A 23,317-nucleotide genomic window follows, 5' to 3' on the forward strand; every position below is an offset into this window, starting at 1 on the left:
GATATTTATCAATTAATATTGTTGAAGGTAGACATTCAACACAATTTCCACGGGTATTGTGAGGTGTTACTGATAAAGTAAGGCTGTTTTCCGTCGGTATGCTGCGCTGGTTGACGGTTTATCACCTTTGTTGCACATCGCAATGCCCCGTTTCGGCTGGCAAAATGGCTCCAGCCGGCCACGCCGATGGCGTGAAAGCCCAGTCTTTCCCAAATTTTCCTGTTCTCTCGGTCGAAACCGTCGAGCGTTTCCGCATCACCGAAATGGGGAACCCAGACGAATGGCTTCTCTTGGTCGGAGCGCACGATATTTTCAACAAGCACGTTGTTATAAAGCCGAGGCAGGCATTTGTTGGTGTCGATGGCGGGTAAAACCGGAATGGGATTTCGCAGGATTGCGAAGCCCTGCTGTGCCAGCAATAGAACGGAGGCATCCAGTTTACGTTTCAAATCCATCGCATTACGGGCATTGCATTCATGGGCCACCGGATCGGCAACCAGCAATAGCGGGTGGCCATCGCGTCTTAGACCTGTGACCGAAACGAACTGGTCGACGTGGAAACCGCATTGGTGGATTTTTCCGAAGGTGATCGCCGGAGGCGACGTTTTTGCCAAGGTAAGAGCGATTGAGGCCGAGGCATTGCCGAGGTCTTCCGGCCGATATCCGAAACTGCCCACGGTTCTGTAGTCGAGTGCCTGAACCCGCTGCCATTGTTGCGGCCGTTCGGTTGCCGCATTGTTTGCCATACCCCTGTCGTCCTGCAGGCTGGAATGGCCCACCAATCGAAAGTCCGGCCCGACCAGCTGGTTACCGCCCGGCAAAGTGACATGCGAAGCGTTGGCGGCAAGCCCGAGACGATTGGCGAGCTCGCCAGCGATGGCGCTTTCCGATGCACAAACCAGTTCGGTTGCGATCCCATCAGCAGTCCGAACGTGGAACACGTCCTGTATCCACGGGTGCGAAACGCTGCTGGTTGCATCGAGCGGCAACAGTTCTGCGGTGCAGGTCGCTGCCAGCCTGGTGAGCCAGCTTTCAGCGGAGGCGAGACAGGGGCCATCGATAAGAACAAGGGCCGTGACGTCGGAAGGCAGAGCCGAAAGCAGGTTTCCGATCGGGATGAGCGGAGATACGCCCCCGTCAGCCCTGTCACCCGCAAAAAACGCGGCGGGCAAGGCAAGCGCGATTGTCCGGATCAGCCCTCCGCAATCGGGCAGCAGAGATGGGTGCGGGGCAGCGGTCAAGACGCTTTTTCTCCCGCCGTCTTCCGCGTGGCCAATTGCTGGAAAAATACCGTGTTCTGTAATTTCCACGATTGCGGCGGCGGGGATGGCAATTCTCCGCTGCCAAGCAGGCCTAAAAGCCGGGCCGCATCGTTGCGTTTGGCGGAAACCGCGTTTCCGGCCAGAAAATTTGCGGTCTCGAGGTTGAGGTTTGCCTCAGTTGCCATTGCACGCCATGTCCTGCGGTTAAAATGCAGCTTGCGGGCGGCGTTCAGCAAGGCGTCGTGTTCCTCTGGGGCGATAGCGGCGCGACACGCTTCGAGCGTCGCTTCGGCATCGACAAGCGCGATTGTCAGCGGGCGGTAGCCGAGTTCGCCGGGCGCGTGGCTGACTGCCACATCGGCGTCGGAAAAACGCAGCCCGTCCCGATAGGCTTCAAAGATTTCGCCGACGCCAATCATGCCGAAGGCCGCGCATTCCGTCGCTCTTAGCGCGCCCATGCTGGCGGCACCAAGAACAGTGACGCCGCCTGACAGCGCAAACAGGATTTCCTTGTGCCACACGGCGGCGCAGTCACCGTAGAGGCCGTCGATCAGCCCGATTGTCCGGGCACCCTGCTTTACCGCGTCGAAAATGTCGCCGCAGGCAGCCGGGCCACGAAGATCGAGGCCGGAAATCTGCGCGGGTGCGATGCCGTGGATGGACGGGCCTGCAAAAACCACCGGCTTCATCAGAGGCCTCCGAGGTTCAGGAACCGGTCGAGCGTCCGCTGGGATATACGTTGAAGGCCACCACCGGCAGGGGTGAGGCCGCTTGCCAGAACCCGGACGACATGCAGACCGGATACGCCCGTTTCCAGCGCAAAGACATGGATGTCGTCGATCCCGGCGGCGAAAAGATGCTCTGCAAGCTGACGCCACGGCGGTAGAGCCGGATCGCTATCCGCAAAATCGAGACTGGCCGGGATCCGGTCCATTGGCCGCACCTCGGATGCCGCCGGTCCCGCCGCAAACATATCCCGCTGGTAGCGAAAAGGAGAGAGATCGTCCCTTGCGCCGCTTATATCAGTCAGGCGCGACTGGATCGCCTCCAGCAGCGCGGCAATTGCCGCGTCATAGGTGCCAAACCGGCACGCTGCGCCGGCAGCGCTGCGGGTGGCAAGTCCGTCCTGCGCGTGGATTGACCGTGGCAGGCTCGCCATGACTACAGGCACGCCGAGCGTATTGGTGAGATCAAAGAAGCGGGGCGGTAGTCCTATATGTGAAAGGTGTTGAACAAGAGCATCGAAGGATGCGTCGACACCCATCGGCAACACGACCGGTTCCGGCGCGATACTGCGGGTTTCGAAGGTATCGACGAGAAAGCAGGCGTCGTTTTCGATGAGTTCGAGCAAGGCGTGCAGAACCGCGTGGTCATGGTCGAAACCCGCCGCAAGACCTTGCGAACTCATGAGAAAGGCCTGCCGGTCCCAAGGGAAATCCGCGCGAAAATCCATGCCCACCAGTTCATAGGGGGCAAAAACCTCCAGCTGCTGGCGTATGGATGTTCCCTTCACCCAGGCGCGTTCGTTTCGCAGATCAAGAGTGTCCGGGTCGACCCGGCCGATTGTTTCGAAAGGAACGAGAGGGGCGCCCTTGTCCCGCATCTCACGAATGGAGCCGAAAGTGGTGATATGTTTGCGGGTGTCTTCGGCGACGGCACCTTCGATCGCTTCCATGATCGCGGAAAGCCGTGCCTGCTCCGCGACAAGCCCCTTGCCCTGGGAGACCGACAGTCCGCGTGAATTGGGCCGCGTCGCGAACCAGACGGGTATGCCGATAATATCGAGACCGGTCACGTCTCCGACGCGGGTAATCCCGAACCGCCGAAGCAGTTCGGGATCAAAGAACGAAGCGTCCGGATGCCCTAAAGCCGCTGTCGCTGGTATATGTGCGCCGTCAGCGGTCAAGGCTGCGGAGCCGCAATCAAGGCGCCGCGTTGGTGTCGTCGGCAAGGATGGCGTCGAACAGCTCGCCGGTGACGGAACCCGCCGGGCCAACAGCCTTCAGGGCCGATTCGATCGGTGCCTGCACCATGCGGTTGAAATCCCAGCCGGCGTCGATCACTTCGCCGACAAAGGCAAAATCGGCCTCGGAAACGACAGCGCCGCCGGCGACGAGGGCTTCGATGCCCTGGATCTGGACCTGATCCAGCTCGTTTTCGGGCTGGCCGTCCTGACGAACGAGCATGGATTTTGCTGCCGCAGCAACGCGCGCGTAACCGTCCACACCGGGATGGCTGGCTTCATAGGCGGCAATCGTCTCATGCGAGACGGACGCAACCCTGAGCGGCGCCGTGCGAATGAAGAGAACGCCGAAACCCTTTTTTCCGACAATAAAGAAGTGCGAGGACATAATAACTCCTATTTGATCCCAGCTAATCGAAGTGCGTTATAGAATTTTTCATTCGCTACCGGGTCTCGGTCTGGGGACAGGCTGCTGATCTCCCTCGCCGTCATACCCGGATAGTTTTCCTGAAGCCTGCTGCCGGTTTCCCGGGCAGCGTCCAAATCACCGTAGAGCGCGTGGCTGGCGGTCAAGACGCGCAATGCCGGCTCGTCATTTTCCATGCGCGCGCACAGTTCTACTGCCGCGCCGTAATCCTCACGCTTGAACGCGATGCTGGCGCCCGCCCACCAGTAGATGTCGGGTGCGAGCGGATTGAGGTCGATGGCTTGCTGAAACTTTTCCCATGCGGTTTCGGCATCGCCGAAATGGGCGAGCGCATCGGCATGCTGGAGCAAAAGGTCGGCGGAGTTGGGCGCAAGCGCCTCCGCTTCGAAGAACCTTTCGGCGGATATGTCGAAATCCCGCTGGTAGAGCGCCACGACGGCGCACATCCAGTGGCCGACGCCAAGAGCGGGATCGATTTCGACTGAGGCGTCTGCCTCCGCCTTGGCGCGGTGCAGCAGGTGGGGGTCGTTGCCGCCCAGCATCAGCCATTCCAGCTGCAGGCTCTGCGCCACGCGGGCGCGGGCAACCGCCATGCTGTTATCCAGATCGACCGCCTTGCGGAACATCGAGCGGGCTCTTCGAAGAAGCGGCAGGTCGCACTTGCCGCGCAGAAGCTGCTGGCCCTCCAGCAATTGCCGGTAGGCCTCGCCGCTGTGGTTGCGGTCTGGTTCCACCTGAAGCCGCTCGATCTCGCGGGCAAGCCCCGCGGCCACCTGTTTGGACAGCAGTCGAAAAGCGGCGTGAATATGCCGCGCGGTCAGCACGACCTCCAGCGACCAGACGATTTCTCCGGTCGCTTCCTCGATCAGCGCTACCGACATGCGGGCATCGTCGAAAACCGTGGAGACGATGCGGTAATCCGCCCGCAACATTGCATAACTGTCGTCGGTCCGGTCGTGTGTCGCTACAAAGGTGCTGTGCGTCGAAAGAACGGTGAAGGTCCGGTATCGAACGAGACTATTGGCGACATCCTCGACAAAGGCACTCATCACCGGCGATACCGCAAGCCCGTCCACCCGCACCGGACGGCTGAAGGCGACGCGTGGTTTTGCCATCGGTTTTCGGCGGCTGCCCTCATCCGGTTCGGCGGGGGCTACTATCGTCGAGGCCAGACTTTGTATCCGCCGTCGAAGCGCCACTGTCTCGGCCTCCGGAGGGCGGTCCTCCTGGCGGAGCTGTTCCATCAGAAGCTGGAAAATTCCCTCGCAGGCGCTGGTGTTTCCCACCCGCGCATAGGCCGCCATGGCGGCGCGGTAGGTTTCCTCGCGCTCCGGCTCGATCTTCAGCGCGCATTCGGCAAGCGATGCGATGTTGTTCGAACTGGCGCGGCCGAACCGCGTCAACTCCTCCAGAAGCGGTGTGTAGCTTGAAAAGAACAGGTCCTTGAGACGGCGTCGCTCAGACAGCAGCCAGAGATAAAGGTGGTCCTGCCCAGCCTCCAGCCCCTCCAGCAGATCGCCGCCGAATTCGAGCAGGGATTGCAGCCTCTGCATCGGGTCTTCTGCTCTCGCGCCGGCAAGAAAGATCGCAAGGTCGGTCCGCTGCGCCAGCTTTCCGGCCTTCAGGTCGTTCCCTTCTGTCAGAAGGATGGCATCGTCATCGCTCGACAGCTTCTGGAGGCGCAGGATCAGCTGCCGCAAATTGCCGAGTGCCCTTTTTTGCTCGACGTTTTCCCATAACAGCGATGCGGCCTGCTGGCGGGAAAGGGACTGGTTGGGAGCAAGGATCAGGGCGGCAGTGAGGGCAAAGCCCTTGGACGGGAAAAACGCTTGCCGCACCGCATCGCAGCGCGGAGTGCCAAAAAGCCGGATCGGTATCAGTTCAGCGTTCCCAGCCAATTTCGTTCCCTCATGAATCACCATCTAACAATGTGTCCGGGAAATTGAAAGTCATCATTGGCGTTCCATTTGACGCTGGTGTGACGCCGCTTGCCTATTGTCGTGAATAGAGGCGCGGGCGACGGGCGGAAAACAGCAATCATGCATCAGGCAGGCATCGGGAATTTTCGAAATTGATAGCGTTTAACGGAAGCTACATGGCGTTCGAGCCGCGTACTGAACCTTACCAGCGTGCCGACGACGTCGGTTATGCGGTGTGTGAGTTCATGTGGTTCAAAGGGCGCCCGTTCTATCCGGTCTCGGCGCTGGCCCATGCGAAGGTTGCCCATGCCAGACTGTCGGCATGCGACGACGAAGATGAGGACAATCTCGATATTATTTTCCGCATGCCATTTGCGGCCGGCGGGCATTTTTTCGAGATCGTGCTGCGCTCCAACGAAGGCACTTCTTACGGTGGCTGGCTGTGGGGAGAAGAGCTGGAAATACTGAACGAGGTCGTCAACGGCTATCGCGTTCTGGCGGGGAAGTTCGAAGACAGGCGGATCCGGTTTGAATATTCCAAGCGGTCTCATCGCTACCGGACAGCCGAACCGCTGCCGGTCGAGAAATCCGTCTTCCTGATCCAGCGGGAGGTAAGGCCTTACGCGGGAAGGCACGATTTGCCGGGAAGCCCGGCACGTTAATGGCGGGGCTGATGCCGATGCGTTTCCGGGGGAGCGCAAAAGCGTGGGGCGAGAAGGGGTTCAACTGGCGCGGCGCGTATTGCGCGCATCGCAAATATGCCCGGTAAAGCCAAGGCTTTGTCGGGAGCAGCAGGTGAATTTTTTTATTTTTATTGTGTGGAAGATTTGTGATGCCCAATGGAGGTAACATGCGTAACAGGCGGGTGTCATCACAGCTATTAGCGGTGAGTTGCGCCTCGGGTGACGACGTGCTTTCCCTTGACGGGAGCGCCAACGACGGCCCGCGTCCATCAGTTGCGAACGACAGGCTTTATGTCGTGGGCGAGCCGGTTTCCAGGAAGGCGCTGAAATCTCGCCCGCCGGAGAACCAGGTTGAGGAAGAGGCTTTTCGCGTGGCGGAAATCAGCAATACCGTCATCGATGTCGATATCAGGCTTGCAAAATGGGCCTGGGCCGTGCTGGTGATAGCGCATTGCTGGCTGATCTATTTCATGGTGACCAATCTCGGCTGAGGCCTTCCCCGGGACATGCGCTGCGGCCTTTAACGCACTTCTCCGACGCCGTGCAGGATCATCGCCGCCGCACCGAAGGCCACGGGGTCTGTCGCAACCACATCCGGCAGCTGGATTTTCGGCTGTATCACCTTTGCGCCGTCGAACGGGTCCGAGCGTTCGTAATCCAGCCATTCCGCCAGCCGCTGTCGTACGATCCTTGGTAAGGTGCCGCCGACAAAGATTGCCGTGGGCGCCAGAACGGCGCTGACAGCGAAGGCGAGGCGCGCAACCTCGGGTCCCGCCCGTTCCAGCCACGCCTCAAACACGGCGGAATTGCGCAAGAGGTAATCCGTCCAAACCTCGGGTGCGCGCCCCGAGGGTTTTTCTCCTACATGTTCCACGCACCATGCCGCCAGGTCTTCGAAGGAGGGCCGCGAAGTGCTGCGGCCGCGCAAGGCGCCGATCTCGCCGGCATTGCCGAGATAACCGCGATAAAGCTCATTTTTGATAATGATGCCGCCGCCGATCCCCTCGGACAGATAGAGATAAGCGAAATTTTCGTGTCCGTCCGCATTGCCAAGCGTCAGTTCACCCATGGCTGCGGCATTGGCATCATTTTCTATGATCACCGGACAACGCAGCGCCTCGCGCAGCATGGCGGAAAGGTCAGGCCCGGCCCAGGAAATAACCTCTTCGGCAAGATCGAGCGACATGGCTTCCTTGCGAAAGCGGGTCGGCATGGCAATGGTCGCGCCGATCAGTTGGCTCCTGTTGATTGCATTTTTCGTCAGTAGTTCTTCGGATCCGTCCTGAAGTGCCCGTTGGACATCGGAAAACGCGTCATAGGAGCCGCGCATCTGCAATTCTCCGACAATCTCTCCGCCGAAATTCAACAGCGTCAACATCACCGAATAACGGTTGGCGTGTGCACCAAGGGCGTAACCGACAGTTTTTTTGAGCGTGAGGTCGATATGGGGCGCGCCACGGCCTTCCTGCCGGCGTGCACCTTCCTCGATGATACCGCGCTCAAGCAGATTGCGCGTCATCATGCTCACGGCAGCCGGCGTTATGCTGCAATAGTCGGCAAGCTCGACCCGCGAGGCCGAACCCTTGCGCCTGATATATCCCAGAAGCGCACCCTGTGTTGAGCCAATGCCTGCCAGCCCGCCCTGCCGTCTCTCAGTCAAAGTTTCACTCTCCCGCGCTTTACCTAGGGAAATGTCATGAAGCTGTTAATTAAGCAACTTAATTAAATAATCAGTTTCAACGGGAATGGATCACATGTTCAAGTCTCTCACCCTGATGGCCACGGTTGCCCTCGGCGCGCTTTTGCCGGCTGTCGCCTTTGCCGAAGACATCAACATCAAGCTCTGGACGCTCGCCGACAAGAATGCGCCGGGCCGCGTCACCAACATCGAAGCTGCCGCCGGCATCATGAACGCGCAGTTCAAGGCAGCAGGCGTCGACAAACGCGTCGTCATCGACATCAACAACAGCGCCGTGCAGGGCTGGGACTCCTTCGCGCTCGACACGCTGAAGGCGTTTTCGGTGGGGCAGGGGCCGGATATCTACATCCTACCGCATGAATGGATCGGCCAGTTCGCGCAGGACGGCTATGCCATGCCGATGGAAGACAAGATCACCGCTGCTCCCTGGGTCTATGGCGATATCCTGCCGGTTCTGTGGAATTCGGCCAAGGCGACGGACGGAAAGATTTACGGCATTCCGCAGGACGCGGAAATCCGCATGTTCTTCTACAACAAGGACATGCTGCGCAAGATCGGCAAGGACGAAGCCTTCATCGAAGGCCTTCCGGCCAAGGTCGACGCCGGCGAATTCACGCTCGACGATCTGACGGCCCTGTCGAAGGAAGTGGTAGACGGCAAGGCCGCACAATACGGCATGCTGCACCGCCCGAATGTCGGTATCGACTATCTGATGGTGTTCCAGTCCTATGGCGTGAAGTTCATGGACGAAAAGACCGGCAAGCTGATGTTCCCCAAGGCCGAAATGGCCAAGGCGCTCGGCTGGTATGAGCGCAATGCCAAGGAAGGCGTGACGCCCGTCGACAATACCGCCATGAGCTGGGAGGCGATCCAGACGGCCTTCAAGCAGGAAAAGGCCTTCATCTTCCATCAGGGTGTCTGGGCGGTTGCCTGGCAGGTGGGTGACAAGAACGGCGCGACCTGGCCGACAGATGGCAAGGGATACTTCAACAAGATCGGCTGGATTTCCGCTCCGGCAGCCGAAAAAGGCGGCAAGCCGGCCAACCTGTCGCACCCGCTGCTCTACACCCTCAATCCGAAGAGTGCCAATGCCGATATCGCCGCCGATCTCGTGGCGCTTGCGACATTGCCCTATTTCAACAACGAACACGCCGTGACATCCTATCATACGGCCATCAGCAACGCCCAGACGGCCATGCCGAAATACCGCGATAACTGGGTACTCTCCGCTGCTTCGCCGATGATGAAATACGCGCAGTTCGTGCCCAACCACACCAAGTTCGGCAGCTACAACAAGGTGCTGTTCAGCGGTCTGCAAGCGGTTGAGACCGGCAAGATGACGGCCGCGCAGGCGGTCGATTTCATCGCCGACGAGCTTGAGCTGCAATTTGGCGCGGAGATCGAAATCCGCGACGCCGCAAGCAACTGAGTTTGCCCGAAACCATGCCGCCCGGTTCTGCCGGGCGGCTTTTCCGCGTTCCCACCGGTATATCGTAATGTCTCAATTTCAGCTTCGGGCGCGCCGCCCGGCCCGGCCGATCTTTTATCTGGCTCCGGCTCTCGCCTTGCTTGGCCTGTTCTTTCTTGCCCCGATCGTCGTCAATCTGGTGATCGCCTTTACCGACATGGGCGCAAACCTGAGGGTCGGCAAATTCACGGTCGAGAATTTCCAGCGCATGTTTCAGCGCGACGTGCGCCTGCCGATGGTGTTGCTGACGACGCTGATCTATGTCGGCGCAACGCTGTTCATCTTCAATATCGGGCTTGGCGCGCTTCTGGCCGTTACGACCACGGCGATACCGGACCGGCTAGGCAACTTCTTTCGCGGCCTCTGGCTGCTGCCGCGCATGAGCCCCGCCGTGCTTTACGGCGTGCTGTGGATATGGATCGCCGATCCGACGTCTTCCGGCCTGCTCAACCAGTTTCTTGGCGCGCTCGGCGCACCCGCTCTCAACCTGCGCAACGACTTTCCGCTGTTTCTGGTGGTGGTGGCGAACGGTGTCGTCGGCGCGTCTTTCGCCATGGTCATCCTCACATCGGCCATCCGCTCCATACCGTCGCATCTGGCCAATGCCGCGCGCGTCGATGGCGCCAGCGAATGGGGTGTGCTTCGCCATGTCGTCGCACCCGCGCTCTCGGCACCGATCCGTTTCATCACGCTCTATCAGGCGCTCTCACTGATGACGACCTATGAATATATCCTGCTCATCACCGGCGGTGGGCCTGTCTACGATTCCACGACCTATCCGCTTTATATCTACCGGCGCGCCTTTGAAAACGGTGCCTATGCCTATGGTGCTGCACTTGCGCTTGGCCTGATGGCGATAGGCGTTGCCATCACCCTCATTCAATGGCGCATCAGCAATATGCGCTCGACTTTTGCTCCCGCCAAAATCGAGGTGCTGTGATGACGCTCGCCCACACCCACTCACCTGCCCACAGCAGGCGTGCCCTTGATTTGAAGCCGGACTGGACGCGTCTTGAAAGGCGCAGCCTTGCCCATCGCGCCGGTTTCGTTCCCGTCATTCTTGTGTTCCTGACGGTGATTTCGGTTCCGGTTCTCCTGCCCTACCTGTGGCTGCTGGTGAAATCGCTCACGACTTCCGACGACAATCTCAGCCGACTTGTGCTGTGGCGCAGCGGCGCAATCGCCGCTTTTGCCTATGGCGGGGCGATAGCAGTTGCGCTGCTTTCTACGCGCCTGCGCAATCCCACGCTGCTGTGGCTGGCATTTGGCGCCGTGGTTGCAGCGCTCGTCTTCGTGCTGGTGCTGCCGCATCTGACTATCGACAACTACAGTTTCCTCTGGAGCCGTGACATCGAGAAAACCGGCACCACGCGCATGGCGCTGATGCCATCCGTCTGGACCGCCATGCGCAGTTCACTGCTGTTTGCCGCTTCCCAGACGCTGATCGTCGCGCTGGTCGCCACGCCGGCCGCCTATGCGCTGTCGCGCTTCACCTTCGCCGGGCGTGAAAACGTGCTGCGCGGGCTTTTGCTGCTGCATGCCTTTCCGGCGCTCGCGCTCACCGTCGCGATCTTCGTGCAACTGCATTACATGGGCCTGCTCAACAATCTCTTCGGCGTCGTGCTGGTCATGAGTGCGCTTGAGCTGCCGTTTGCAATTTTTGTTCTCAAGGGCTTTTTCGATAACGTTCCCTGGGACATCGAAATGAGCGCCGTCACCGATGGCGCGACCCGCTTCCAAGCCTTTCGCATGGTGGTTCTGCCGCAGGTAAGAAGCGGGCTGATCGCGGTTGCCACCTTCACCTTTCTGCGTGGCTGGGAAGAATATGTCTTCGTCCAGACCCTGCTCATCGAAAAAAGCCAGATGACGATGAGCCTCTATCTCTTCTTCGTGGCACAGGACAGCGCCGGCGTGAACTACGGCATGATCGCTGCCGTAGGCATCATCTATCTGTTGCCTGTGCTGATCATTTACATCTTCACGCAGAAATACATCACCCAGATGAGTTTCGGCGGGATCAAAGGATAATCGCCATGGCCAGGATCACCCTCGACAATGTCACCAAAAGCTGGGGCGACACCCGCGTTCTGCAACCGATGACCCTCTCCATCGAAGACGGCGAATTCGTCGCCGTTCTCGGCCCGTCCGGATGCGGAAAGTCGACCACGCTTTTCCTGCTCGCCGGGCTCTACGCGCCGACCGCGGGTCAGATTTCTTTCGACGGCCACAACGTCAATCGCATCGATGCGCGCGACCGCAATGTCGGTATCGTCTTCCAGTCTTATGCACTTTATCCCAACCTGACGGTGCGGCAGAACATCGCGTTTCCGCTGCGCTTCAAGAATGTTCCGCGTGAAGAAGCAGCGCGGCGGGTGGAGGAGGCGGCAAGCCTCGTGCAGATCAGCGCGTTGCTCGACCGACGGCCCTCGCAGCTTTCCGGCGGCCAGCAGCAGCGTGTGGCGCTTGCCCGCGCGCTGGTCAAGGAACCGAACATCCTGCTACTGGACGAGCCGCTTTCCAATCTCGATGCGACCCTGCGCATCACCATGCGCGCCGAGCTGAAAAGCCTGCAGAAGCGCCTGAAGATCACCACGCTGATCGTCACCCATGACCAGATCGAGGCGATCACCATGGCGGACAGGATCATTTGCATGAACAACGGCGCCATTGCCCAGATCGGCACGCCCGATGATCTTTATCGCAGGCCCGACAATCTGTTCGTGGCCGATTTCATCGGCACGCCGCCAATGAATCTCTTGAAAGGATGGGCGCAGGGCGGGCAGTTGCAGATTGGCGATGCCCTGCTCGACCTTAATGCCCGCTGTGACGGCGAAGTCACCTTTGGCCTGCGCCCGGAAGATATCGCCCTCGTCACATCGTCCGAGGCGCGGCTTGAGGGGCAGCTTACCACGGTCGAGCCCATGGGCCGCGAGGTATTCTACACGATCGATACGCCTGCAGGCATGATCCACGCGCTGGAATATGGCGAGACGATACGCCACGCGCCGGGAGATCGTGTCGGGATCAGCTGCAAATCGGCGCTGACGCTCGTGTTCGACGCCGCTGGCAACCGCATCGCCGGGCTGCATGCCGATCTCTCCCACCATTCGACTATTCCGGCGCGTGAGCCGGAAGCCGTAAACTGACAGGAATTTCCATGCCTAAAATCGTCTCCCATCGCGGTGCCAACCATTTTGCGCCCGAAAATACCTTCGCCGCCGCCGACCTCGCCTTACAGCAGGGAGCGGATTACATCGAGCTTGACGTGCGCGAGAGCGCGGACGGCGTGCTTTATGTCTTTCACGACGAAACGCTGGATCGTACCACCAATGGTACGGGTCCCATCGGCCACATGCTGTCGAGCGAGATCGATGCGTTGGATGCCGGCAGCTGGTTCGGCGAAAACTTCAAGGGTGCGGCTGTACCGCGGCTCGATGCCTATCTCAGCCATTTGCGCGGCCGCTGCGGCGTCTATGTCGAGCTGAAATATTGCGATCCCGTCAAGGTGGCGGCACTGGTACGAAGCCTCGGCATGGTGCGAGATACCTTCTTTTTCTCTTTCTCCGAAGAAATGCGCCGGGGCCTGGCCGCCGCCGCGCCGGAATTCCGCAAGATGATGACGCTCGATATCGCCAAGTCGCCTTCGCTGGCTGCGGCTGTTCACCATGCCTCGATCATCGAGATCACACTTGCGCAGATGCGCAAGCCCGGCCTTGTCGCGGCATGCCGCAAGGCGGGTCTGGAAATCATGGTTTATTATGGCGGCGATGATGCCAACCTTCATAATGAGATCGCATTGGCCGGGGTAGACTACGTCAATATCGACCGCCCGGACCTGTTCGATACGGCGCGCCGCGCCGTACGGCAGCCTGAACTCGCATGACCTTCCTTACCCCTGGAGATGATGACATGAGCAATCTTATTGGAACCGGCTTCAACGCCAGCTCGGACGACGGTGAACTGGCCACACTCGAAAGCGATCTGCGTGCGCTTGCCGAAATTGGCTGCGACACCGTTGAAATCGCCGCAACGAGCCTTGATCTGATCGCAGGCGGTCGCATCATCGAGGAGCGCGCTCAACGGTTCGTGGCGCTCGCCAAAGAATTCGACTTCCGTTACACGGTGCACGGTCTTGTTTCGTCCAATTTCATGGACCCGGTAACGTGCCGCTACCAGATAGATGCAGCCAAGGCGCTGGCCGTCCTGTGCGATCGCATCGGCGCGGGCATCCTCGTTCAGCATGGTGGTGCCCTGCGTGCCGACCAGATCGCCGAGCGGGCCGATGCCGACAGCCGCGAGCGGGAAGCGCTTTTCGAGCTGGCGGAATTCTGCAAGCCCTACGGCGTGCGGGTCGCGCTTGAGAATATCTTCTCCACCGAACCCGGCCAATATCGCCAGACGCCTGCCGAGGTGGCCCAGACCGTTAAGGCCATCGGCCATGATAACGTCGTGGCGCTGATCGACTTCAGCCACGCCTATCTCGAATCCACCTATCGCGGGCTCGATTTTCGCGAACAGCTTCGTGCCATGGCGCCGGTTGCCGGCCATCTGCATGTGCACGATTCCTTCGGCCGGCCGCAGGGCTTTTATCAGCCGTATTTCGACCAGGAAAATACCGCTCTCGGCATCGGCGATCTGCATATGCCGCTCGGCTGGGGAGATATCGACTGGCAGGGCATCTTCTCGGAGCTGACCTTCCTGCCGGATACCGTGCTGATGATGGAAATCGGCCGCCGCTACCGTGCCGAACAGCCCGCGAGCCTTGAAACGGCGCGTGATCTCATGTCGCTCTACACTGAGCGGATGCAGATCGCGGCTGAATGACTGAACTGAACAAGGCCCAGCCGACAGGCTGAGGTCTGAAGCGCCGGCAGTTCTGAACGCAACTGCCGGCGTTTTTCGCTACGCGGCCCAGTCGGAAAGCGAATAGGCTTTGATGTAATCGATCATCATTTGCGAACCGTCGCTGAAATCAACCGCCGACGGCGTTCCTGCCATGCCGCCGACAGCAAGATTGACGACCATATACATGGGGTCGTGCATGTCATCAGGCGTATCCGTCTGCGCCACGGCGACGTCGTCGAAATACCAGGTAATATGTTCCGCATCCCACAACACGCCATATGTGTGGAAACCTTCCGTGCTCGGCACGCTGACATTGTTTATGACTGATGTCTGTTCTCCCGTTGCATTGGAGTGGGTGGACATGATCAGCGTATTGGGGTTTTGCCCACGCATCTCCACGACATCGAGTTCCGGTGGCCAGGAGCCGTCCTCAGGCAAAAGCCAGAAGGCCGGCCAAGCGCCCCGGTCGGTCGGCATGTCGGCGCGCATTTCGAAATAACCATAGGTCTGGCTGAACGACGAATAGGTGTTCAGCATACCCGAGGTATAATCATAGCCCTCAACCTCGTTGGCGATCGATTGCGGGGTTTCCGCGGCGGTGATAGTCAGGACACCGTTGTTGATGCTGAAGGGATTGACCTCTGATGTGCCGGCATAAGCGGGGTTGATGTACCATTGCGCCTCGCCATTCGTCGTCAGCGAGCTTCCCTTTTCCGGTGCCCACCAATATTTGGCATCCCAAGTCCCCTGATCGCCGCTGCGAAGTGAAAGTGCATCGAATTCGTCGGCAAAGGTCTGGGTGAGGGATGATCGGTCGAGGCTGAGCTCGAACTGGTCTGCCTGAAGATTGTCGATGGTCGTTCCGGCAAGAACGACGGCCTCGCCGTTGGCGAAGTTCAGCCAGAGATTATCGCCCTGTTGGGTGGCATTGCTGACGAGCTGCTCGAAGGACGTGATGCCGTAACCGTTAAGCCGGATCGTGTCGTTGGCGCTGAAATCCATGATGAGATCGGTGCCGTTGCCGCTCGTAAAAACGAATGTATCCGCACCGCCACCGCCGATCAGCACGTCGTTACCGCCCCCGCCATCAATGGTCTGGCTGCCCGATCCGCCGGTTATGATGTTGTCCAGCTCATTTCCGAAGGCATAACGACCATCTCCGGTTACCCGCAGGTTTTCGAAATTGTCGGGCAAGGTATAACTCATCCAGGTGTCGATGGTGTCGATACCCTCCCCGGCATTTTCGACGGCGCGGTTAATGCTGGAATAGAGGTAATAAATATCGTCGCCCGTGCCGCCCGCCATTGTCACATTGACGGAACTGTCGCCCCACATGGAATCATTGCCGGCAGTGCCTGTCAGCAGCGGTCCGGAACCCGTGGCGGAAAAAAATCCGGTGGAATTGTCGCTGTAGTAGAGTGTGTCTCCAAGCGCATTCAATACTGTCCGGGCCATTGACCGTCTCCTGTCCGTTAGCGTTGGCTTTCTCACTCCTCTTGGCCAACACCCTAACAGGGCGAAAAGCCTCCTGTTAGAGCCAGAAATGAGGGGTACATGGGCGGTTTCTGTGGTGCACGCTATTGCAGCATTGCAATGGGCGGTGGCAGGATTGGACGGCAAGGGAGATGCTCAAAGCGGCATCTTACGGGAATGGAGTGCCAGAATTGAGTGTAGCCTTTACCAAGGAAGATAGTGCCGAAACCGCAGCCGAAACGGTTCTGCCGGACCGGGTGATTTCGCCTCATCCCAATCTGGTGACGGAGGCTGGGCTGAAAGCGCTGGAGCAGCAGCTGCAATTGGCGCGCGAAGCCTGCGAAACGGCCAATGCCGTCGAAGACGTCAATGAAAGACGTCGGCTTTCGGCCAATCCTCTGCGGGACATTCGGTATTTCGCGGAGCGCGTTCGCACCGCCCAGCTGATGCCGAGCCCTCCTGCTGATGGCACCGTTGCCTTCGGCAGCGTGGTAACATTCAGCCGTGATGACGGGAGGACGCAACGGTTTCGGATCGTAGGCGAGGATGAAGCCGATCCGGCCAATGGATCGATGTCTTATGTCTCCCCGGTCGCGGGAGTGTTGATGGGAAAATCTGCCGGTGATGTTGTCAGCTTGGGTGGCAAAGAGATTGAAATCATCGAAGTGACCTAAAGCGTCCACTTGAAAACGGAACAAATTTTGGCTGCAAGGATTTGCGGTTTGGAGCGAGAGAACCTCGCCGTAATTTAGGCGGGTCGTGCCGTCGCCAAAGCGTCCTCTTCTGCCATTCCTGCCATCCTCATCATCGTATTTTTCAGAAAGAACCTGAAATCCAGATCAATGAAAGTATAGGCGAGTACGAGCCCCATATAGGCCATGAAAACGGGATTGAAATTCAGCTCTTCAAATTGATAGACGATGACGATTGCGATCGCCGAATAGGCGAAGAAACCGACTTTTCGTTTCCGGAGGATCGCGTAAACAAGCGCAAAGGCGCTGAGAATGGCAAATCCTATGCCAGATGCATAGGCCGTGGCGAGAAAGCCATTATGCGGCGTTCCGATCCTCGATATTCTCGACAGTTCTTCGTATCGAGCGGTAAAACCAATGCCCAAAGGATGATGGAGCATCACCTGAAAGCCGCCAGTGAGCGTATCCCAGCGCTCCTGCGCATTGTTGCTGCTGTTGCTGTCCTCGAGAAACCGTTTTGAAAAGATCTGTTCCGCAAAATCGAAAGCACCCAATGGCAAAACCGCTGCGATGACAAGGGCGGACAAGGCAAATCCAAAATAGGTGCTGAGCAGCATTTTGATGGAAAAATTTCTGATGTAGAAATAGACCCCGATCGCAAGAACCGCAAATACTCCGGACCGGTTGAGAGTAAGTGTGAAACTCGCCAGATAGACCAGCAAAAATACGGCAAACAGCGCGGGACGTTTTTGCCTTTCGGCAAGATACGCGACTGCCGCACCCGCCAACGCAAAGGCAGGTCCGGCTGTGTTGCCCACCGGCCAGATTCCACCCGCTTTTTCGACACGCAAAAGCAACGGGCTCAATTCGCCTTTTGCCGCAGCTGCCAGCACGGCGGTTTCATCGAACATGAAAGAGAGGCCAAGGGAGGCGAGCTGGTCGTGAATGACGATGTCCAGAAAAAGCAGGATCGTCACCGCGATGAAGCCAGCGAAGATGCCCCAGCAGAACAGCTCGAGAAGGTTCTCCTTAAACAGCATATAGGCAAAAAACAGAAAATAGACCGCGTAAAAATATGCCATCGCGGTGGTGTAAAATTCACCTTCGCCACGTTCGTCGGCAAAGACAGCCGAAAGTGCAAAAAAAATGCTTAGCGGAACGAGATAAAGCAGGATGATCGAGGGCGTCAGACAGCGAATGTAAAGCAGGGCAATAACGGGTAGCGTCATCAGGACAAGCATGTCGGTGATGTTGAGGAAGCGCAGGCCCAGATTGCTGGTCAGCACATTGCATTGAATGAAAAAGCCAATGGAAAAAACGAAGATCGCCAGAAAGAGACCGGGCACCTGTATGGTTTTTGAAGGATAAAGAGGCATCGCCAAAACGAAACCCGGCAACGGCGATTGATGCGATGCCGCCATATTTGTGCTTCTGGTCATTCCCGGCCTGTATCCTTCACTGGCGGACCTTGGTGCGGCCCTGTGGGAGAGGACGTCATCACCATGAGGCGACAGGGTGATGACGATGAATAGTGGTCTTGATGACGTCGCCGCGCAAGACAATTTTCTATGGTTTTCAGTCGCTCAGATTGCCTTTTGGCAGAGCGCCCTCAACGGCGATCACCCGCTGGATGTAAAGCGGTTCGTTGGAAACCGGTGCGCTCATGCCGAATGCCGGCATGATCCTCACATAGAAACCGTATCCGCTGGGGCTGATATCCGGGTCGATGGTGATCTCGTTGGCTGTCGCCCACATCCAGCCGCTATTGTCGAGGGCGTTCGCACCACCAAATTGAAGCGCGGAGCAACTGATCGTCCGGACTGCGCCGCCGCTTTTTGCAACCAGTGTGACATAGGGCGCACGCTGCCCCTCGGTATTTTTATAAAGCACTGCAAATGAAACGGTTTTGCCGATCATCGCGGCGGCCTCCGCATTGCGAAAATAACGAACCAGTGCGGCCGACTGGTTGCCATTCGCACGCAAACCGAGGCTGTGAACGAAAGCCGGAGAAAAGGTGATTTCTGCGGCTTTGATGGCGGAACCCGACGCCGCCAGGCTCCAACCCGATGGAGCGGACCCCGTCCAATCGGTGAAATCGCCGTTGACGATAAGATTGGCGACGGGAAGTTTCGGCCAACAAGGTGTCTGAAAGACGTTATCGGGCGCCGATGCCAGATAACAACTGAACAAGGTTCGGGCGATGAGCTGAGATCCGGCATCGTTCGGATGGACGTTGTCGCGGTAAAGCGCATGGTCCTTGCCTCTCGCTACAAATGACGCGTGTGTATCCACCAGCGTGAGGCCCGGGTGCGCTCGGGCAAGGTCAAGGATCGCATTATAGACCTTGTCGTAACCGGTGCTATCGCGCCAGGGGTTCTGGGTGGTGATGAGTTGGGGGGCACCCGGCCATTGCCACTCCATCATGCCAAGCGGTCCGAGCAGGGCGGCTCGTCCGGAGCTTAGGATACCACCCGGTGTCTCGAAACTCTGCATATTATGCCCATGATGCGTGATGCACAGGTCGGGACGCGGAATCTTCAACGCCGCCGCGCGCTGGTCCGCGAGCATGTAACCGGCCATGCCGCCGGGCAGTGCCGCAAGATAGACCGTGAGCGTTGGTCCCATGCCTGCGCGCAGCGTAACCGAATCCGCATAGGCCTTTGGCCCGGTGGGGGCGTTTGTCTGCCATTCTGCCCAGCGGTGCAGCACAACCCTTGTGTCATGCAGATCGCCGAGCATCATGGCGAACTGCTGGAATGGTCCGGCATCGGCATAGGCGGTGCTGTCACCATTCACGAAGATCGTGGCATTCTGACCCGCAGTCAAACGCGCGCGCAAGGGTGAGAGCGCGTTCAGGGAAGGGACCATGGTGGGGATGTTTCGGGGGGTGATACCGAGCGATACGCCGATCATGCCGGCACCTCTTCCGTTCCGGTCATATATATGCATATGTTGCGTTTGAGCGGTGTCATCATTCGTTCTCCTGGCCTGGCCCTAGGATAACTCCGCCGAAAGGCCGGGGGACAAAACGCAGGAAACGGGACGGCGAAAAGCAGTAAAATTATACGTCACGAATTTTTCTTCGACTTCTTTTAAAATATATAGATAGAATATTTTTCTTTTAATTTACGTATATCGGATTTTTATCCGCATAAAGGTTTGAATGTTATTTTTTCTAACCACAATCAAGCATTGTTGTTCTTATAATGAAATTGCCGGTGAAACTATCCCTGCCGTTGGCAAGTGCACTCGTCATTTTCACGCGCTGTCCATTCATGCCCGCAATTTAGGACAATGGCAACTTGAGTGCTCTGGTACTTCACAGGTGATGTCATGACATCCGCTCTATTTGTCAGTCACACAGGAGAGAAGGGTGGCGCCGAGCTTTTTCTGACGGACCTCGTCAAGGCCGGACCGCATTCCTGGCGAGCTTGTTTTCTCAGTGGCGGTGGTGCTGCTGATGATCTGGCAGCGGCCGGGAGGCCTCCGGTCATGTTATCCGCTGGCGAAAAAATGCTGTCGATCCGCCGTGATTCATCGTTTGGCGTAATGCTGCGTGGCGCGGCCGATGTTGTCGCCGTTGCTTGGCAATTGAGCCAGCAGGCGAGACATTACGACGTGATCTGCGCCAATTCGCAGAAGGCGCTGTTCGTCTGCGCGCTTGCCGCGAAACTCAGCCGCCGCCCACTTGTCTGGGTTTTGCACGATATAGTCACCGATCCCGCATTCAGCTCCGCCAATCGCCATGCCTCGCTGGCATTCGCGCGCCTTTTCGCAAGGCTGGTGGCCGTCAATTCGCAGGAAACCGGCCGGGCTTTCGTTGAAGCCGGCGGGCAGGCAGAAAAGGTCCGCATCGTTTATAACGGCTTCGACCCCGCAAAAGCTGTGGCCCACGATCCCGGCAGAGCTGCGCGGTTGCGTACGGAATTGGGCCTTGGTCCCGAACCGCTTGTCGGATTGTTCGGCCGGCTGAGCGAATGGAAGGGGCAGCACGTCTTTCTGGACGCGATCGCGGCGATGGATGGCGTTCAGGCCGTCATCGTTGGCGGCGCGCTATTCGGGCAGGACGCCTATGAGACGCGCATTCGCGAGCAGACATCCCGTCTCGGTCTGGATGGTCGTGTCCGCTTCCTCGGTTTCCGGTCGGATGTACCAGAGCTGATGGCATCGATGGATGCCGTTGCTCACACCTCTGTTGTCGCCGAACCGTTCGGGCGGGTGGTGGTGGAGGCCATGATGTGCGGGCGGCCGGTTGTCGCTACACACGGTGGTGGGGTTACCGAAATCATTAGGGACGGCGAAACGGGTCTTCTGGTACCGCCGGGCGACGCATCGGCGCTTGCGGCAGCACTAGGCTGCATCCTGTCGCAGCCGGCTCTGGCGGAAAGGCTGGCGCAGCAGGGCCGCGAGGATGTGAGCCGGCGTTTTTCGCTGGAGGAGACCTGCCGGTCTGTTTCCGCTTTGCTGTCGGAAGCAATGTGAGGCGCCTCTTGGCGATCAAGTCGGGCAGAAAGTGCAGGGAAGCGGAAGGGTCAGGATGCGTATTCTCGTAAACATGCCGAGCCAGTATGGCGGCAAACCTTCCGGCGTCGCCCGCGTGACCTTCAGCCTGCTAGAGCGGCTGCTGGATCAGACGCGGGACGACTACATCCTGCGCTCTCCCTGGACGCGGGCACAGCTGCCCGAAAACCTGCGCGAAAGCCGCCTTCAGCTGATTGAGACGCCGCGGCCGCGTATCATGGTGTTTGATGTGCTGCGTCAGGCCATGACGTTACCGGCACTTTGCCGCAAGCTCGGCATCGATGTGCTGTTCAACGCCGATCCCTTCGGAAGTCCCCGCGGCGGCAAACGGCGCGTCACACTGGTTCACGATCTTTATTTCAAGACCATCCCCGAACAGATCGGCTGGCGGGCAACGTTGACGACGGATTTGATCTTTCGACTGATGATGGCTGGTTCGAACCGGATCACCTGCGTATCGGAAGCGACGCGGAAGGATCTGGCGCAGTTTTATCCATCGGCTGCTGGAAAAAGCCTGACTATCCATTCTGACAGCACCCTGAATGTCGATCTAGCGAGTTTAAACGGCCCGCCGCCAGTTGCCGCGCCCTACATACTGGCGGTCGGAAACGCGACGTCGAATAAGAACTTTTCGCTTCTGGGCAAGGCTTTTGCCGTGATTGGCAAGGTTAGGCCGGATTTGCACGTCGTGCATGTTGGCCGCGACGATGCCGAGGAAATCGGCAGCGTGCTCGATGATCCGGAGCTGAAGGCGCGACTGATCCGGCTTTCCGGCATAGACGACCATCAACTGGCAGACCTTTACCGCCACGCCGCCTGCCTTTGCGTGCCTTCCACATATGAAGGGTTCTGCCTGCCGGTGCTCGAGGCGCAGCAACTGGGGTGCCCGGTCGTCTGCTCCAACCGTTCCGCAACGCCGGAGATCGCCGGAAAGGGCGCACTCACCTTCGATCCCGCGGACTCTGACAGCCTTGTCGCGGCACTTGAGCGGCTTTTTCGGGAGCCGGATCTGGCAAGCGATCTTCGCCAGGCGGGTTATGAAAACCGCAAGCTGTATTCATGGCAGAAGGCGGCGGAAAGCTATGCGCAGGTTTTCCATGAACAGACCTGACGTCTAGAAGTCATGTCCCCGGGGTGAAATCTTGCGGCTCATGCCCTGATGCCGCTGCGCAGCTCCGAATAGAGAGCTTCGTATGCCCCGATTACCCGTTCGGGCGCGACGCCCTGCGAAATGCGCGCTTTGGTTTCCGGTGTTTCCGCGAGAATGGCGGGGTTGCGCATCGCGTTAGTCATGCGGGCGGCAAGCTCGGCGGCGTTGCCCGGCGCGAAAAGGCGTTCCGGCCGGTCCCGACCGATCTGTTCGGCGACACCGGCGAGATTGGCGCCGAGAACCGGCACACCGCGTAGAATAGCTTCAGCGACCGTGCGCCCGAAAGCCTCTGGCCAGAGTGGTGGAACGATCAGACAATCTATACCGGCGAAGAAACTATCGGCGTCCACGTAGCCGGGAAATTCGACCGGAAGGTTGGCGGTTTTTTGCTCGTAGGCTTCGATGCCGCCCGGCGCGCGACCCGCCATGACCAGTCGCCAGCCCTTCGGCGGCAGGAGCGGCAGCGACTCGATCAGGAGATCTGCACCCTTGGGCGCCTCGATGCGGCCCAGATAGCCGAAAACAAGCGGGTCCCCAGGCGCGCGTGGAATGCGCTGTGTCTGTGAAGCTGGCGGCGAGATGGCATTCCAGATGACCGTGCGGCGGCTTTCCGGTACATGGGTGAAAAAGCCGGCCTGCACATGGCGCTCGACAATATCGTGGCCGACAGCGGCGACAGCGTCGACGGCGCATTGGCAACGCCGGTGCAGGTAGGAGAAGGCGCGGCATTTTTTGCTGGTGCCGTCGCAGATGTGCCCGTCGTGAAACAGGGAGCCGTTGGTGCACATGCTGGTGAAATCGTGCAGGGAATGGACGAGCGGAATGCCGCGCTTGCGGATCATCGGCCAGACCAGCGGTGTCAGCTCTGACAGCGAATGGGTGTTGACGACATCAGGCCGGAAATCATCGATGACGCGGGCAAGCCGGCGCACGAGACCCGGATCCAGCTGCACGGCGATCTTGTAGTATTTTCGCTTCCATCCGGGTTGCTGTTCCCAGTCCCCGATAAAAAACGGCGTGGTATGTCCGAGGCGGTAAACGGCGAAATCATCCCGCAGCTCCACGGCCTGTTGTTTGCGGGAGATCGCCGCCACCGCTACCGTGTGGCCCTTTTCCGCCAGCCCGCGCGCGAGGTCTTCCACGAATATCTCCGCGCCGCCGACCCGGTCCGGAGAAAACAGCGACGTTATTTGCAATATCCGCATGCCCAAATTC

The 23,317-nt window shown here is 58.8% G+C and carries 21 protein-coding genes; 11 read left to right on the plus strand and 10 right to left on the minus strand.

Features of this window, described 5'->3' with window-relative positions; genetic code table 11:
* Positions 1–35: 35 nt before the first annotated feature.
* From ACZ5A6_RS15600 to ACZ5A6_RS15620, 5 genes are all read right to left on the minus strand, one after another.
* Positions 36–1,241, minus strand: coding sequence for a hypothetical protein (locus ACZ5A6_RS15600; RefSeq protein WP_464111100.1), 1,206 nt, complete (start codon positions 1,239–1,241; stop codon positions 36–38).
* The gene (locus ACZ5A6_RS15605) at positions 1,238–1,951 is read right to left on the minus strand and encodes a TfuA-like protein (RefSeq protein WP_464111101.1); all 714 of its coding nucleotides are present in this window, start codon (positions 1,949–1,951) and stop codon (positions 1,238–1,240) included. The genes ACZ5A6_RS15600 and ACZ5A6_RS15605 overlap by 4 nt, the downstream gene beginning before the upstream one ends.
* Positions 1,951–3,057: a YcaO-like family protein gene (locus ACZ5A6_RS15610; protein ID WP_464111102.1), complete on the minus strand. Its 1,107-nt coding sequence runs from the start codon at positions 3,055–3,057 to the stop codon at positions 1,951–1,953. The genes ACZ5A6_RS15605 and ACZ5A6_RS15610 overlap by 1 nt, the downstream gene beginning before the upstream one ends.
* A 127-nt stretch (positions 3,058–3,184) precedes the next feature.
* On the minus strand, positions 3,185–3,613 hold the full coding sequence (locus ACZ5A6_RS15615) for a hypothetical protein (protein WP_003511290.1): 429 nt from the start codon (positions 3,611–3,613) through the stop codon (positions 3,185–3,187).
* An 8-nt stretch (positions 3,614–3,621) separates the two neighbouring features.
* A complete protein-coding gene (locus ACZ5A6_RS15620) occupies positions 3,622–5,574 on the minus strand; it encodes a BTAD domain-containing putative transcriptional regulator (RefSeq protein WP_464111103.1) in 1,953 nt (650 codons plus the stop codon).
* Positions 5,575–5,747: 173 nt separating this feature from the next.
* On the opposite strand from ACZ5A6_RS15620, the gene ACZ5A6_RS15625 reads away from it, so the two are divergent.
* Positions 5,748–6,233 (plus strand): hypothetical protein, encoded by a 486-nt coding sequence (locus ACZ5A6_RS15625; RefSeq protein ID WP_065704399.1) that lies wholly within the window; start codon positions 5,748–5,750, stop codon positions 6,231–6,233.
* Between the two features lie 188 nt (positions 6,234–6,421).
* Complete coding sequence (locus tag ACZ5A6_RS15630) at positions 6,422–6,745, plus strand: hypothetical protein (protein WP_236762999.1); 324 nt, start codon at positions 6,422–6,424, stop codon at positions 6,743–6,745.
* Positions 6,746–6,774: 29 nt separating this feature from the next.
* Here the strand turns inward: ACZ5A6_RS15630 and ACZ5A6_RS15635 are convergent, their stop codons facing one another.
* Complete coding sequence (locus ACZ5A6_RS15635) at positions 6,775–7,914, minus strand: ROK family protein (RefSeq protein ID WP_464111104.1); 1,140 nt, start codon at positions 7,912–7,914, stop codon at positions 6,775–6,777.
* A 94-nt stretch (positions 7,915–8,008) separates the two neighbouring features.
* On the opposite strand from ACZ5A6_RS15635, the gene ACZ5A6_RS15640 reads away from it, so the two are divergent.
* From ACZ5A6_RS15640 to ACZ5A6_RS15665, 6 genes are all read left to right on the plus strand, one after another.
* Complete coding sequence (locus ACZ5A6_RS15640) at positions 8,009–9,382, plus strand: ABC transporter substrate-binding protein (protein ID WP_464111105.1); 1,374 nt, start codon at positions 8,009–8,011, stop codon at positions 9,380–9,382.
* Between the two features lie 67 nt (positions 9,383–9,449).
* A complete protein-coding gene (locus tag ACZ5A6_RS15645; RefSeq protein ID WP_019564841.1) occupies positions 9,450–10,361 on the plus strand; it encodes a carbohydrate ABC transporter permease in 912 nt (303 codons plus the stop codon).
* Positions 10,361–11,449: a carbohydrate ABC transporter permease gene (locus ACZ5A6_RS15650; RefSeq protein WP_019564840.1), complete on the plus strand. Its 1,089-nt coding sequence runs from the start codon at positions 10,361–10,363 to the stop codon at positions 11,447–11,449. Before ACZ5A6_RS15645 ends, ACZ5A6_RS15650 begins: the two co-directional genes overlap by 1 nt.
* A 5-nt stretch (positions 11,450–11,454) precedes the next feature.
* Complete coding sequence (locus ACZ5A6_RS15655) at positions 11,455–12,567, plus strand: ABC transporter ATP-binding protein (protein ID WP_464111106.1); 1,113 nt, start codon at positions 11,455–11,457, stop codon at positions 12,565–12,567.
* An 11-nt stretch (positions 12,568–12,578) separates the two neighbouring features.
* A complete protein-coding gene (ugpQ, locus tag ACZ5A6_RS15660; RefSeq protein WP_112391320.1) occupies positions 12,579–13,304 on the plus strand; it encodes a glycerophosphodiester phosphodiesterase in 726 nt (241 codons plus the stop codon).
* A gap of 26 nt (positions 13,305–13,330) precedes the next feature.
* Positions 13,331–14,245, plus strand: a complete 915-nt coding sequence (locus tag ACZ5A6_RS15665; RefSeq protein WP_162697984.1) for a TIM barrel protein — start codon at positions 13,331–13,333, stop codon at positions 14,243–14,245.
* A gap of 78 nt (positions 14,246–14,323) precedes the next feature.
* Here ACZ5A6_RS15665 and eglC read toward each other — a convergent pair whose 3' ends face one another.
* Positions 14,324–15,721: an endo-1,3-1,4-beta-glycanase EglC gene (gene eglC, locus ACZ5A6_RS15670; RefSeq protein ID WP_112391318.1), complete on the minus strand. Its 1,398-nt coding sequence runs from the start codon at positions 15,719–15,721 to the stop codon at positions 14,324–14,326.
* A 209-nt stretch (positions 15,722–15,930) separates the two neighbouring features.
* On the opposite strand from eglC, the gene greA reads away from it, so the two are divergent.
* Positions 15,931–16,413 (plus strand): transcription elongation factor GreA, encoded by a 483-nt coding sequence (gene greA, locus ACZ5A6_RS15675; RefSeq protein WP_065687892.1) that lies wholly within the window; start codon positions 15,931–15,933, stop codon positions 16,411–16,413.
* A 74-nt stretch (positions 16,414–16,487) separates the two neighbouring features.
* Here greA and ACZ5A6_RS15680 read toward each other — a convergent pair whose 3' ends face one another.
* Entirely contained in the window at positions 16,488–17,870 is a 1,383-nt protein-coding gene (locus ACZ5A6_RS15680; RefSeq protein WP_464111107.1) for an O-antigen ligase family protein, read from the minus strand.
* A 136-nt stretch (positions 17,871–18,006) separates the two neighbouring features.
* Entirely contained in the window at positions 18,007–19,344 is a 1,338-nt protein-coding gene (locus ACZ5A6_RS15685; protein WP_448805638.1) for an SGNH/GDSL hydrolase family protein, read from the minus strand.
* Between the two features lie 420 nt (positions 19,345–19,764).
* On the opposite strand from ACZ5A6_RS15685, the gene ACZ5A6_RS15690 reads away from it, so the two are divergent.
* On the plus strand, positions 19,765–20,913 hold the full coding sequence (locus tag ACZ5A6_RS15690) for a glycosyltransferase family 4 protein (protein ID WP_464111108.1): 1,149 nt from the start codon (positions 19,765–19,767) through the stop codon (positions 20,911–20,913).
* A 55-nt stretch (positions 20,914–20,968) separates the two neighbouring features.
* Complete coding sequence (locus ACZ5A6_RS15695) at positions 20,969–22,063, plus strand: glycosyltransferase family 4 protein (RefSeq protein ID WP_112391315.1); 1,095 nt, start codon at positions 20,969–20,971, stop codon at positions 22,061–22,063.
* Positions 22,064–22,101: 38 nt separating this feature from the next.
* On the opposite strand, the gene ACZ5A6_RS15700 is transcribed toward ACZ5A6_RS15695, so the two are convergent.
* On the minus strand, positions 22,102–23,307 hold the full coding sequence (locus ACZ5A6_RS15700) for a glycosyltransferase family 4 protein (RefSeq protein ID WP_080801517.1): 1,206 nt from the start codon (positions 23,305–23,307) through the stop codon (positions 22,102–22,104).
* Positions 23,308–23,317 lie beyond the last annotated feature (10 nt).

The organism is Agrobacterium sp. 6Ca8 (genome assembly GCF_055382765.1).